10 protein-coding genes are annotated in these 13,818 nt (G+C 43.5%); 7 read left to right on the top strand and 3 right to left on the bottom strand.

The genetic code is table 11. From position 1 onward, the window contains the following. Positions 1-10: 10 nt before the first annotated feature. Positions 11-3,361, bottom strand: coding sequence for a DEAD/DEAH box helicase (locus EJN84_RS01430; RefSeq protein ID WP_129593749.1), 3,351 nt, complete (start codon positions 3,359-3,361; stop codon positions 11-13). 29 nt (positions 3,362-3,390) lie between these two features. Further along, on the bottom strand, positions 3,391-3,756 hold the full coding sequence (locus EJN84_RS01425) for a diacylglycerol kinase family protein (protein WP_129593748.1): 366 nt from the start codon (positions 3,754-3,756) through the stop codon (positions 3,391-3,393). 217 nt (positions 3,757-3,973) lie between these two features. Between EJN84_RS01425 and EJN84_RS01420 the strand changes: the two genes are divergently transcribed. The 7 genes from EJN84_RS01420 (at position 3,974) to EJN84_RS01390 (ending at position 12,733) form a co-directional block, all read left to right on the top strand. Next, entirely contained in the window at positions 3,974-5,236 is a 1,263-nt protein-coding gene (locus EJN84_RS01420; RefSeq protein ID WP_129593881.1) for an Nramp family divalent metal transporter, read from the top strand. Between the two features lie 464 nt (positions 5,237-5,700). Beyond that, complete coding sequence (locus tag EJN84_RS01415; protein ID WP_129593747.1) at positions 5,701-6,582, top strand: hypothetical protein; 882 nt, start codon at positions 5,701-5,703, stop codon at positions 6,580-6,582. A gap of 35 nt (positions 6,583-6,617) precedes the next feature. Then, positions 6,618-8,660, top strand: a complete 2,043-nt coding sequence (gene uvrB / locus EJN84_RS01410; protein ID WP_129593746.1) for an excinuclease ABC subunit UvrB — start codon at positions 6,618-6,620, stop codon at positions 8,658-8,660. Between the two features lie 62 nt (positions 8,661-8,722). Continuing rightward, positions 8,723-10,387 carry a formate--tetrahydrofolate ligase gene (locus EJN84_RS01405; protein ID WP_129593880.1) on the top strand — a complete coding sequence of 555 codons (1,665 nt, stop codon included), beginning with the start codon at positions 8,723-8,725 and terminating at the stop codon, positions 10,385-10,387. A gap of 113 nt (positions 10,388-10,500) precedes the next feature. Continuing rightward, a complete protein-coding gene (locus EJN84_RS01400; protein ID WP_101487037.1) occupies positions 10,501-11,145 on the top strand; it encodes a hypothetical protein in 645 nt (214 codons plus the stop codon). Further along, positions 11,146-11,862: a DUF3307 domain-containing protein gene (locus EJN84_RS01395; RefSeq protein ID WP_129593745.1), complete on the top strand. Its 717-nt coding sequence runs from the start codon at positions 11,146-11,148 to the stop codon at positions 11,860-11,862. A 7-nt stretch (positions 11,863-11,869) separates the two neighbouring features. Continuing rightward, positions 11,870-12,733, top strand: a complete 864-nt coding sequence (locus tag EJN84_RS01390; protein WP_129593744.1) for an N-acetylmuramoyl-L-alanine amidase-like domain-containing protein — start codon at positions 11,870-11,872, stop codon at positions 12,731-12,733. Here the strand turns inward: EJN84_RS01390 and EJN84_RS01385 are convergent, their stop codons facing one another. Further along, positions 12,734-13,816, bottom strand: coding sequence for a CapA family protein (locus tag EJN84_RS01385; protein ID WP_129593743.1), 1,083 nt, complete (start codon positions 13,814-13,816; stop codon positions 12,734-12,736). Positions 13,817-13,818 lie beyond the last annotated feature (2 nt).

Here is a 13,818-nt window from a genome sequence, read left to right as displayed (position 1 = left end):
AAACGAAAAATTAAGGGATTTCGTTCAAAACAAACGTTTGGGAATCATAATAGTCGAGTAGGGTGGCATACACCGGATGCAGGCGAAGCAAACGTGCATTGCCGGTCATAAAGAATTGCTGCCGTGCCCGTGTGATAGCCACGTTGAGTTTGCGATCGACTTTGCCCTCGTGATTCAGGTTGCACATCAAGTCGAGTTGATAAGGCCGGTTGACGCAAAACGACAGTAAAATCACTTCGCGCTGACTCCCCTGAAAGCGTTCTACCGTATCCACCATTATTTTTTCGTAATCGCTTATACCGGCCGAAGCCAGTTTATGCTTGATGAGTGCGATTTGGTTGCGGTAAGGTGCAATGATTCCGAGCATTTCACTCGAAAAGGATTTCCCGTTGGCTTCGTATATTCTGTTAATGGATTGTACCAGCCTTACGACAATGTCGGCTTCGGTTTCGTTGATTTTGTCGGAAGGTGTGAATCGAAATAATTTTTCGGTGGAAAACACTGCCACACGCTGCGATGCCACACATCTGTCAAACAGATTGCCGTAGTCTGCACAATCCAATCTCCATGTTTCTTGCTGCCATTCGCTGGCCGGACATAGCCCTTGTGAATAATAAAAGGTGGACGGGAAATTGGCTATATCATTGTGCATGCGTCCTTGTTGGGTGAGTTGTGCGCAGGTATGTTTCCATCCGTTGGCATTGCATACGCGGAATAACCTTTCGAAAAGGGAATCGCGACAATCGAGAAATCCGATGCGGTTGAGTTCCGGCTTGTGAATGGCCGAAACTAGCGGTTTTTGGAGGACGATGGTAGATAGTTGGTTGTGGTCGCCAATCAGAATGAATTTGTTCACCTTAGGCAAAATGCCGACGAGTTGTGGTTCGAGAATTTGTGAAGCCTCATCCACAATCGCTATCTGAAAATCCTTAAGCGAAAAGAGCTCCATCCTGCCGTTGAGAGAGGCAATGGTGGCAACAAAAATGCGTGTTTGTTCAATTTCGTTCCGCAATTGTTCGCGATTAAGAGCTTTCTCCGATATTCGCTGCAATAGTCTGTCGCGATAGGGTTCGGCACACGACAACTCCGATCCGATGCGAATGAAAGGTGCATTGTCGGGCGACTTCCTGTCAAAAGCGGCATTGATTGCTTCGCACAGTTCATCGACCGCACGATTGGTATAGGCCAAAACCAAAATATTCGTATCCGGCTGTGCATAATATTCTTCGATCAGTCTTCGGGCGAAAATCGAAGTCTTTCCGGTGCCGGGAGGCCCAACAATCAGAAAATAATCTTCGGCAGCCAGCGCTTTCGAAATAATGTTTTCGGGATATGGTTTTTCCTCTGTTTGTTCGATTTGTCTTGTGCGTGGTTCCTGCAAGCCGAGCAGCAAATCGCGTTTTCGGTGTGAAGCCGAAAGAAATGAAAACAGATTTCGGTACATTCCGTTGTACGAGTTGTCGAGTGTATCGTGTTCCACTGCCCAGTAGCGGTTTTCGTCGAAGTAAGCCGGATTGTGCTGTTTGTAACGAAATCTGATATGCACTTCGTCAGGGGTGATATGTTCGATAGTCCCTTTCAGAATCTGTTGGTTGAGCACGTTGTCCGACTCGCTGTTGCGGGGATAAACAATGCAGATGTCGCCTTCGCGAAAGTTGACGATATCGTTTTCGGGATGGTTTCTACAAAAGCGAATACTCATGTCGTTTTCGTTCATCGTTTTTTCGTCGATGGTCAAATCATAGAGTACGTCAAGCGATTCGGCACGTTCGGCGAAATCGCTGTTCCAGAGTGCGGCCACGCCTGTAGGCGATTCGTATTCGGTGTCGCCGATTTTTTGCAGATACATTTCACGGGCAATAAAACGGACAAAACGATAGAAATAGCTGCGCTCGACGTCGGTAGCTTGTTGAAGCACCGACGATAGGGCCTCTATTTTATTGAGGTAAAAAGAGGGAAGCCTGTCGATTCCTTCAACGGACTGAAACAGTTCTTCGAATTTATTTTCAACGGCGCGGTTGTCGCCGTATGTCAGTTGATATTCATCGGCCACAATCAGATTGCGCATGTTCACGATTTCCTTTTCCAATTGCCGATATACGGCTGCGAAACGTAAATTTTCGCCCGGAATATTGCCTGCAGAATACAGAATGGCTGCATCAATCGCACGTGAATCTGCACCAAAAACACTTTCGATCATCATTCGATAGATGGCCGTTTGTGTTTCGTGATTTAGTGCGATTTTCCCTTTTTCGGATGGTGGAAAAGGAAGCCTTCCCGATTTCAATTCTACAATGTTGAATTTTTGTTGTTTGGCGTCGGCCTGCAGCATATCCAATCGTCCCTGAAATCCAAATTTTTCGCTGAAGAATGAAGGTTCGAGAATACAACGTTTCCGATCGATTTTTCGTGCCGGAAAGTCTTTCGTGACAACGCGCCGAATGTTTTCGAACTGTTGCCGGGCGGTAGCCATAAAGTCTCGAAAATCTTCGTCGGAACGGATGTCGTTGCAGCTGGCATATTCGAATGGCGACTGCTTGAACGATTGTAGAAAAACGTCCATGAAGCTCACTTCTTCGGGATGCTCTGCAAATACCAGCTTATCGAGAAAAAAGTTGGCAAGGTTTCCCAAAAGCAGATAGGAGCGGTTTTCTTTCTCTTCGAATTTGTTGCGAAAATAGTGAAGTGGCGATTTGCAGTAATCCTGGAAGCATTCGGCCAGAGCCGAAGCATCAATCAGATAATCGGGTTCGAGCACAAAATGTCGGGGTATGAGGCAACCCTCGTTGTCCGTTGTGCAATCTATCAAATTGAGCTGAGCTCCTACCCAAAACCGGTCGATGGAAGCTTGGTAGGTATTTTGTTCGGCATTGATGCCATATTTTACGGTCAGTTCTATTGGGGCATGTTCGCTGATGCAATGCAGTTCTTTTTTTTCGCGATCAATAGCGGTTATCTGCACCCTCATTGTTTCTGCTGCGGGTGTTTCGGCTATTTCTTCCTGTATCGGTCCAGTTTGTGTAACAGGTTGTCCTCCCACAATATGACAAAGATCGAGGAAAGCACGTTCCATGCGTCGATATTCTGCCGCAGGTGCTTTTTTGCCTTTATTGCGACGGATTTCCCGTGCTTTCACCCGGAAGTGCTGTAATTGCCATTCGTGTTGCTTGGAGAGATTGTATTTCTGGGCAATGAATACTAATCGCGAAAACTGGTTTGCAAATTGCAGCGTTTCGTCTCTAACAATCGATTTGGACAATCGGTCGAGCAGGCGGTTGAGTTGAACGATTTTTTCACCGGCGGTGAGATCGGAATTCGATATTTCTTCTATTTCGGTGAGATAGGGTGATGCGTCGAACATGATTGGTGAGTTTTTGTAATGAAATTTTTTCACTGAAAAAATTTTGGCAGGAAAACAATGATGCCGACGACAAGTGCTGCTATGGCGGCCATCAAAACGCCGGCGGCGGCCAAGTCTTTCGCTTTTGCTATGCGACTGTCGATTTGTTTGTTACAAGCATAGTCGGCGAGTGTTTCGATGGCTGTATTTATCGCTTCCATAGCGAAAACCAGTCCGATGACGATGCAAATCGCTATCCATTCTGTCGTCGAAATACGAAATACGAATCCCAACGTGATCGCCATAATGGCGAGTATTGTATGAATTCGAGAGTTAGGTGTTTCATGTACGAGCACTTTTATTCCCCGAAACGCATATTTGAAGGACAAAATTCGCTTTTGAAAATAGGAATGCATAATTGTTTTTTGTGTGATTCACTGAACAAAGTTACGAGTTTCGTTGAGAAAAAGAAAAAACATTGCCTGAGAATGCCAATAATTGATCATGCAAAATAAAATTATTTGTAGATTTTTTTGCTTTTCTGAACGGCTCTTTTAAACAAGCTATTGGTTATCGTTGTTTAAAGAAGAATTTAATATTTTTGTAATCCGTATATTTGAAGACATTCAAGTTGTGTTTAAGGCATTCAGACATATCGACAATAAATCCTATCGCCCGGTATTCGGAGCATCGGATATTTTCAAATTTATCGGTCCGGGTTTGTTGGTAACCGTTGGATTCATCGATCCGGGCAACTGGGCTTCCAATTTGGCCGCCGGTTCCAATTTTGGATATTCGCTTTTGTGGATGGTAACGCTGTCCACAATCATGCTTATTTTGCTGCAGCATAATGTGGCGCATTTGGGTATTGCCACAGGTTTGTGTTTATCGGAGGCTGCTGCTATTCATCTGAAACCGGTTTACTCCAAGTTTGTACTGGGTTCGGCTATGTTGGCATCGGTATCTACTTCGTTGGCCGAAATTTTGGGCGGAAGCATTGCCTTGAACATGCTTTTCGATGTCCCCATTCGAGCAGGAGCTGTTCTGGTGACGATATTTGTGCTCATCATGCTTTTTACGAACTCATATCGCGTAATCGAAAAATGGATTATTGGTTTTGTTTCGATCATTGGATTGTCGTTTTTGTATGAATTGTCGTTAGTCGATATCAATTGGAATTCGGCTCTTGTGGGTTGGGTGACACCAAGTTTCCCTGAAAATTCGATGTTGATTATTATGAGTGTGTTGGGTGCGGTTGTGATGCCACATAACCTTTTTCTGCATTCCGAAATCATCCAAAGCCGCCAATGGAACTTGAAAGATGAAAAAATAATCAATAAACAGCTGAAATACGAATTTTTTGACACACTGTTTTCCATGCTCATTGGTTGGGCAATCAACAGTGCCATGATTTTGTTGGCGGCGGCCACTTTTTTCGAAACCAAAACTCCGGTTACCGAATTGCAGCAGGCCAATCATTTACTGACACCGTTGGTAGGAAAAAATGCTTCGGTAGTTTTTGCAGTGGCTTTGCTGTTCTCGGGAATTTCTTCTACACTCACGTCGGGGATGGCGGGTGCAAGCATTTTTGCAGGAATGTATAAGGAACCTTACGATATGAAAGACAATCACTCGCGATTAGGGGTTCTTATTTCTTTGGTGCTCGCTGTGTGTGTCATTTTCTTTATCTCTGATCCTTTTCAGGGACTTATTGTTTCGCAAATGCTGTTGAGTGTCCAACTGCCGTTTACGATTTTCACGCAGGTGAGGCTCACTTCATCCGAAAAGGTGATGGGAAAGTACAAAAATTCCACTTTATCGAAAATTGTTCTTTATTTGCTCGGATCGATTGTGACGATTTTAAACGTGATGCTTTTTGTCAGTTTTTTCAGATAGGGAAAATTTGCTTTCCATCGATTTGAAAGTAGGGCCGAAGTGATAAGTATGTGAGTAATATAAATCGATTACAATTTGTTTTTGGTGATGTGATTGCATTATTTTTTCGTTCCACTGTGTAAAAACCATTCAAATTTGTCCGCTAATACGCTAACATTGTTTATCTTTGTGATGAAAAAACAACGCATTGTTTTTCGGTTATGTCGCAGTTTTGTCCGATTTGTCAAAAATCAAAATCCGAAGATGAATTATTTTGTCCCGATTGTTCGAAGAAAATTCAACGTGACTTCGAAATAGATTTGTTTCGGCCGGATAATTCCGAGTATGGAATTGATCGTTCGTCGATGATTGTCGAAGATGTTGAGACGGTATATTGCGAGAATAGTCATAAGATGCCAACATCAGAGACTCTTTCCCCAGAAACTAACAACGATATTGTTGAGGGGAAAAAATCTTCTCGAAGAATGGGAACCATATTTGTGTGGATTATCTCTTTTATTCTATTATCAGGAGGCTCTTTTGCGATATATACGTATTACGTTAAAGGTCTGAATCTTGATCGTTCGGAATGGGAAAACGCGCAACGACAAAATACAGTGAGCGCTTATGTGTCGTATATGAATCAGTTTCCAAAAGGGAAACATTTTGCCGAAGCTTTGTCGAAAATGCAGCAGTTGAAGGAGAAAGAAGCGAAGGCATGGGATAACTTAAGAAAGTCAGACAACGAGGCAGAATTTCATGCATTTTTAAAGTCGTTTCCAAAAAGCCCATACAAATCATTGGTACTCAATCGACTTGACTCGTTGAGATGGCGGTCCGCACTCAATGCCAACACCGTGCAGTCTTATTACGATTACATGGTTTCGTCGGACAGCGGTGAATTGCCGGGTATTTTTTACAACGATGCCCAAAAACGCTATGAAATGCTTTTTCAGTCCTATCCGGTAGATTCTGCCGAATACAATTCGATTCGGATGACAATGGATGCCTTTTTTGTGGCACTTTCGAATGTCGATTACAACAAAATGAAAGAAACGCTTGCTCCCAGAATCTTCCGCTTTTTCGATTCAGGAACAATTTCGCGTGAAAAGTTGATGGGAGAGCTGGTTGTGGCAGGGTCAAAAACTTCAAAACCAACTATCAAGTTTGTTCCCGACATTGCGGCTTTGCAGTACCAAAAAACGTTCAACGGGCATTATAAAACCAATATTCCGCTGACTAAAACATATATCGACAACAAAGGCAATTCGGTAACCCAATATGGTTACATCATTCATGCCGAATTGGATGAAATGTTTCGTATTATCGGAATTTTCGAAACAAAACCTTATATCGACGCACCCTAAATTTTGAGGTTGCAATTTTTTGCTAAAGGTGAAGAATGAAATTTGAGTTAACATCAGAATACAAACCAACCGGCGATCAGCCGGAGGCCATAAAAGCGCTGGTAGAAGGCTTGCGGAATAAAGTTCCGTACCAAACGCTGTTGGGTGTTACGGGTTCGGGCAAAACTTTTACGATAGCCAACGTCATTGCGCAAATCAACAAGCCGACGCTGGTCATCAGTCACAACAAAACGCTTGCCGCGCAACTCTACAGCGAGTTCAAGAGCTTTTTCCCGCACAATGCGGTGGAATATTATGTTTCGTACTACGATTATTATCAGCCCGAAGCCTACATCCCTTCCACCGACACGTATATCGAAAAAGATTTGTCCATCAACGCCGAAATCGAAAAACTGCGCCTTTCGGCCACGTCGGCATTGCTTTCCGGAAGAACCGACGTCATCGTGGTTTCGTCGGTTTCGTGCCTCTATGGCATTGGCAATCCCGAAGATTTCAATAAAGTAACCATCGACCTCAAAGTGGGGCAAAACCTGGTGCGCGATGTTTTTTTGCGGCAGCTTGTCGAAAGTCTGTATTCTCGCAACGAAACAGCCGAATACAATCGGGGCAATTTTCGGGTAAAAGGCGATACAGTGGATGTGTTTTTGGCTTATGACGATCAGATTATCCGCGTCATTTTTTGGGGTGACGAAATAGAAAGCATCGAAATGGTTGATCCGTTGACGGGTGTCACGCTCGAGCAATTGGATGCTTATCGCATTTTTCCGGCAAATTTGTTCGTAACTACCAAGGAACGCATCTTTCGGGCGGTGGATGAAATTATGATCGATTTGGGCAAGCAGGTAGAGTTTTTTCAATCCATTGGTAAGCCACTCGAAGCCAAACGACTGTATGACAGGGTTACCTACGATGTGGAAATGATTAAGGAAATCGGGTATTGTTCGGGTATCGAAAACTATTCGCGTTACTTCGACGGACGACCGCCCGGAACGCGACCTTTCTGTCTGTTGGACTTTTTCCCGAAAGATTTTCTGACGGTCATCGATGAAAGTCACGTTACCATTCCGCAAATTCGTGCGATGTATGGCGGCGATCATTCGCGAAAAATCAACCTGGTGGAATATGGGTTCCGACTGCCGGCCGCCATCGACAATCGTCCACTCCGATTCGAAGAATTCGAAGCTATTGTGCCTGAGGTTATCTTCGTGAGTGCAACGCCCGCCGACTATGAGTTGGAAAAGTCGGAAGGAGTGGTGGTCGATCAGCTGATTCGTCCTACGGGTTTGCTTGATCCGCCTATCGAAGTGCGTCCCAGTCTGAATCAGATCGACGATTTGATGGAAGAGATACAGCAGCGGGTGGAACGAGACGAACGTGTGCTCGTGACGACCCTCACCAAACGTATGGCCGAAGAGCTGACGGATTATCTGACGAGTTTCAACGTTCGCTGCCGATATATTCATTCGGATGTGGAGACTTTGGAGCGCGTGAAGATTATGGACGATCTTCGGAATGGACTTTTCGATGTGCTTATCGGGGTGAACCTGTTGCGCGAAGGGCTCGATTTTCCTGAAGTTTCGCTTGTGGCCATACTCGATGCCGACAAAGAAGGTTTTTTGCGCTCCAATCGTTCGCTTACGCAAACAGCAGGACGTGCCGCAAGAAACGTGAACGGAAAGGTGATTTTTTATGCCGACAAAATAACTGAAAGCATGCGGCTTACCATCGACGAAACCAATCGCCGACGCGAAAAGCAGATGAAATATAACGAAGAACATGGCATTACGCCACAACCCATCGTCAAATCCAAATCGTCGGCTTTGGGGCAAAAGGCGGCTACCGTGGAACCGCATGCCTATGTCGAGCCCGACTATTATTCGCTCGTTGCCGAACCGGTACAACCGAATTATGCTTCGGAGGACGATTTGAAAAAACAAATCGAAAAAACACGCAAAGCGATGCTGGCTGCCGCCAAAAAACTCGAATTCCTGGAAGCTGCACAATTGCGCGATCAACTGATTATGTTGGAAGACAAATTGAAAGAAGAAGAAAAAATCAAACATCATACAAAATATTAAACATTATTCACATGAACGAGCAAACGAAAGAGTTTGACCAATCTCCGGAAACGGATTTTATTATGAAATCGGATATTGAAATAGCGCGTGAAACACCGTTGAAACGAATTAAAGATGTTGCCGAAGAGATCGGCATTCCACGCGAGGAGGTTATCAGTTATGGAAGGCATATGGCAAAGGTGCCATACGATCAGATAAATGATGACCATATTGCGAAAAGCAATTTGATATTGGTAACGGCCATCACTCCTACCAAAACCGGGGTGGGAAAAACAACCATTTCTATCGGATTGACACTCGGATTGAATCGTATCGGCAAAAAGGCTATCGTGGCTCTTCGAGAACCTTCATTAGGGCCTGTATTTGGTTTGAAAGGCGGAGCAGCAGGTGGTGGTTATTCTCAAGTTCTCCCGATGGAAAATATCAACCTTCACTTCACGGGCGATTTTCATGCCATTACTACCGCTCACAATACTATTTCCGCTTTGTTGGATAACTATATTTATCGCGTTCAGGGAACACAGGACGAACTGAAACAGGTGCTTTGGAAACGTGTGCTGGATGTGAATGATAGGAGTTTGCGTTATATTGTTACCGGTCTGGGGCAAGGCAATGGCGTTCCGCAGGAAAGTGGGTTCGACATAACGGCTGCTTCGGAGTTGATGGCAATTTTGTGCCTGGCTGAAAATGAGAAAGATCTTCGGCGTCGTATCGAAAACATTCTTTTGGGTTACAAACGAAGTGGCGAACCATTTACGGTGAAGGATTTGGGTGTTGCAGGCGCCATCACTGTATTGATGAAAGATGCATTAAATCCGAACCTTGTGCAGACAACCGAAAATACGGCGGCTTTTGTGCACGGCGGACCTTTTGCCAATATTGCACACGGTTGCAATTCGTTACTGGCCACAAAAATGGCGATGTCGTATGGTGAGTATGTGGTAACCGAAGCCGGTTTTGGTGCCGACCTGGGCGCCGAAAAGTTTTTCAACATAAAATGCAGGAAAAGCGGATTGCAGCCCAAAGCAACGGTAATCGTAGTTACTGCACAGGGATTGAAAATGCATGGCGGCACTCCCGAAAAACTGATTAAAAATCCCGATATGAAGGGGCTGAAAAAAGGTCTCGACAATTTGCAGCGCCATTTGATCAATTTGGCCGCATTTGGACAAACAACGGTCGTGGCATTTAACAAGTTTCATAACGATTCGGCAGAAGAAATTGCTGTGGTTCGGGATTTTTGTGAAAGAAAAGGTGTACGTTTTGCTTTATGCGAAGCATTCGAAAAAGGTGGCGCAGGCGCCGTGGAGTTGGCGAATGTTGTGGTAGATGTGGTAGAAAATTCTCCTTCCGGTCGTTTGCTGTTTACTTATGAGGATGATGATCCCATAGATCAGAAACTCGAAAAAGTAGCAATGGGAATTTATGGCGCACACGAAGTTTCGTTTGGCGAAAAGGCGCAAAAAATGCTCAAGCAAATCGAAGGAACTGCTCTCGAAAAGCTGCCTGTGTGCATTGCCAAAACGCAATATTCGTTCTCGGCCGATCCAACGGCTTATGGCGTAGCCAAAGGATTTTCATTCAAAATCAACGATCTGGTTATTAATCAGGGGGCGGAATTTATTGTTGCCATTGCGGGCGAAATGGTTCGCATGCCCGGTTTACCGGCCGATCCACAGGCAAAACGCATCGATTTGGTGAATGGTCAGGTGGAAGGACTGAGCTAAATTCTTCTATACTTTCCCCTTTCGAAAAATATCGTTTATTTCGACGATATTTTCGATTATCGTTTATTTCGACGATATTTTGATTTATCGTTTATTATTACGATATTTGAACCATGATAGCAATTATAAAAGGAGATATTGTTTCGTCCCGGAAAATGGATAATCCTGAAGTTTGGCTATTGCCACTGAAAGAATTATTCGATAAGTGGGGTGAAACGCCCGCGCAATGGGAGTTGGTTTGGGGAGATTCTTTTCAACTCGAAGTAGACCAACCTGCCGAAGTATTGTTCAAAGCTTTGTCCATTAAAGCTTTGATAAAAAAGACAATGCCTAAAAATAAAAATAAAAAAGCAAGCGATATCGATGTGAGAATGGCAATTGGTCTTGGCGAAAAAAATTATTCCGGCAAGCGTATTTCTGAAAGTAACGGGGAAGCCTTTATAAATGCGGGAGAGAAATTTGAAGAACTTGAAAGAGAAAAAGTTAATTTACTTATAAAAAGTCCTTGGAGAGATTTCGATGATGAAATGAATCTTTACTTAAGATTAATATCTATTTTTATGGATAATTGGACCATCGCTTCTGCCGAATTGATGGAGATGGTGTTGAAATATCCGGATCGGAAACAGAATGAAATAGGTAAAATGCTTGATATCAAGCAAAACTCTGTGAGTGGAAGGTGGAAAAGAGCAAGAATAGACGAAATATTGGCTGTGGAACAAGTTTACCGGCGAAAATTGAATAAATTGATGATTTAAGTGGAATTTGTCAGACTGATTTTGGCTCATTTAATCGGCGATTTTGTTTTACAATCGAAGTCGTGGGTAGACGAAAAGGAAAAATTGGGGTTTAGATCCTCGAAAATTTACTTTCACGGATTCATTCATGGGGTCTTGGTACTGTTGGTTCTGTGGAATCTTTCTTATTGGGCCTTGGCGCTTGTCATTGCGATCATTCATGTTGTGATAGATTTGATGAAACAGCATTTTCAGAAAGAAAACAGTAAATCGCGCTGGTTTTTGATTGATCAGTCGTTGCATCTCGTAAGTATTTTTGCACTATGGTTTTTGTTTTTCTATCCAAATCTCTCTCTGACTTTTATTTTCGAAAATAATCTGTTTTGGGTATATCTGACGGCAATTGTGTTTTTGACGGTTGCATGTGGCATTGCGATTCAACTAATGTTGGAAAATTGGACTAGTTATATAAACTTCTCAAAAGCGGAATCGTTGCCAAACGCCGGTAAATATATCGGCATTTTGGAAAGACTATTGGTCTTTACTTTTGTGATTTCAGGCCATTGGGATGCCATTGGTTTTTTAGTGGCCGCCAAATCTGTGTTTCGATTTGGTGATTTAAAAGATTCCGGAAATCGAAAGTTGACCGAATATATCCTTATCGGAACTTTGCTTAGTTTTGGTATCGCCATTGTTACGGGAATGATAGTGGTTGGTATAACCGCACAATTAAAATGATGCTTCGATGAAAAGAGTAGGGTTGATATTGTTATTGTTTCTGGCCACAGCTTCAGTTATCTTTGCAAAGCAAAAACCAATTTATACCCGGGATGATATCGCTATCTTCGACAGGTATGTGCAATATATCGAACCTTATCGCAACAAGCCGATGGAGGATGTATTGCAGGCTACTGCCGAATTTTTTCTTGAATCGCCGTATGTAGCCAATACACTTGAAGCTGCTGACGAAATATTGATTGTAAATCTGAGAGAGTTTGATTGCACGACTTTCGTGGAAAATGTAATTGCCTTATCGCTTGCTGCCCGAGGTGACGAATTGTCGTTTGATGCTTTCGTTGACGAACTTCGAAAAATTCGTTATCGAAATGGCATTATCGATGATTATTCTTCGCGTTTGCACTATACTTGTGACTGGGTTTTCGAAAACCAACGACGAGGAATCGTCGAAAATATCAGTCGCCAATTGGGTGGAACAAAAGATGTGCGCAAAATTCATTTTATGACATCGCATCGTGAGGCATACCGACAACTCGCGTCCGATGAACAGATGTTGCAGAAAATGTCGCTGCGCGAAAAAATAATCAACGATAGAGGCGGATTTTATTATCTTCCGAAGGACCGAATTTTGTCTCAATCGGACAAAATTCCGAATATGGCAATGATTGCATTCGTTACGTCGATTGACGGATTGGATGTTTCGCATGTGGCTTTTGCCTATCGACAGAATGGGAAACTGACCTTTATTCATGCATCGAGCGTCGCGAAAAAAGTAATCATTCAACCAGCAACGCTGAGTGAATACTGTGCTTCACAAAAACAGTGCAAGGGCGTGATGGTGATACAAATAAATAGCTGCCAAAAGAAATGATTAGTAGTGGATCCGATGATTTAGAATCTGCAGGGCATTCGAGGTAAAAGCATTCATCTTTTGTATTTCGGCGGGGTTCATTACCGGATGAATTTGTTCGAGGGGCAAATCGGTCGGGATGAGTAGATATCGTTTCTTCTTGTTTTCGAAAAATTTTCGTACCCATACCAAACTGTGTTGCACCGTATCTATGGTTACCAATGAATTATCGTCGACTTTACTGATTGTTATTTCGGCAATCATGCCGCCATCGGTATTCGACTTCTGCTGATTGCTGATGAAATTTCCCAAAGAAAAAAAGACCACACTATTTATCCCATTTCGGGTGGAATCTGTCAAAATCGGTTGAATGACGTGAGGATGATGTCCTATGACAATGCGTACGCCATTTCGTTTCAGGAATTCGGTCAATTTCAATTGTTCGGCAGTAGGGTAGGTTTGGTATTCTTCGCCCCAATGCATAACGGCAATGATGATATCGGGGTGGTAAAGATTTGCCATTTCGATATCGTTTCTCATTTGTATGGTATCGATCAGATTTACAATGAACGGAGGTTTCACTTCAATTCCGTTGGTATCGTAAACGTAATTGAGAAAAGCCATTCGAATGCCGTTGCGAATGAGGATGAGGGGATATTGCAACGAGCGGCTCTCGGAAGAAGAAAAGGTTCCGGTATGTTTTATTCCGAAAGAATCCAGTACGTCGATAGTCCTTTTCAATCCTTTGCTTCCCTTGTCCGCTGCATGATTATTGGCCTGAACGAACAGATTGAAGCCCGCTTCTCGCAAGGCAAGTGCAAACTCGTCCGGCGAACTGAATGTGGGATAGCCCGTATAAGGCTTTCCTGCAAGCACGGTTTCGAAATTAACACAAGCTAAATCCGCACTTGAGATGCGACTTTTTACCAATTCGAAACAATCGTCATACCGATAACTTCCTCTTTCGTTCCATGCAGATTCCACTTGTGGCATATGCTGCATGGCATCGCCTGCAAAAAGAAGTTTCACCTCTTTTTTCTGTGCGAAACACGCATAAAATGCGACCGACAGAAAACATGAAACAACAAGGCGTCGAAGCGTCATTT

It is taken from the genome of Seramator thermalis, assembly GCF_004138125.1.
Taxonomy (GTDB): Bacteria; Bacteroidota; Bacteroidia; order Bacteroidales; family Dysgonomonadaceae; genus Seramator; species Seramator thermalis.
Note: the sequence above shows the minus strand (reverse complement) of the source record. Positions and strands in the feature narration are given on the sequence as shown.

Excerpts from the sequence above, each read along its gene's own strand:
- EJN84_RS01430 (WP_129593749.1), bottom strand. The coding sequence starts at position 3,361 with ATGTTCGACGCATCACCCTATCTCACCGAAATAGAAGAAATATCGAAT.
- EJN84_RS01425 (WP_129593748.1), bottom strand. The coding sequence starts at position 3,756 with ATGCATTCCTATTTTCAAAAGCGAATTTTGTCCTTCAAATATGCGTTT.
- EJN84_RS01415 (WP_129593747.1), top strand. The coding sequence starts at position 5,701 with ATGGGAACCATATTTGTGTGGATTATCTCTTTTATTCTATTATCAGGA.
- uvrB (WP_129593746.1), top strand. The coding sequence starts at position 6,618 with ATGAAATTTGAGTTAACATCAGAATACAAACCAACCGGCGATCAGCCG.
- EJN84_RS01405 (WP_129593880.1), top strand. The coding sequence starts at position 8,723 with ATGAAATCGGATATTGAAATAGCGCGTGAAACACCGTTGAAACGAATT.
- EJN84_RS01400 (WP_101487037.1), top strand. The coding sequence starts at position 10,501 with ATGATAGCAATTATAAAAGGAGATATTGTTTCGTCCCGGAAAATGGAT.
- EJN84_RS01390 (WP_129593744.1), top strand. The coding sequence starts at position 11,870 with ATGAAAAGAGTAGGGTTGATATTGTTATTGTTTCTGGCCACAGCTTCA.
- EJN84_RS01385 (WP_129593743.1), bottom strand. The coding sequence starts at position 13,816 with ATGACGCTTCGACGCCTTGTTGTTTCATGTTTTCTGTCGGTCGCATTT.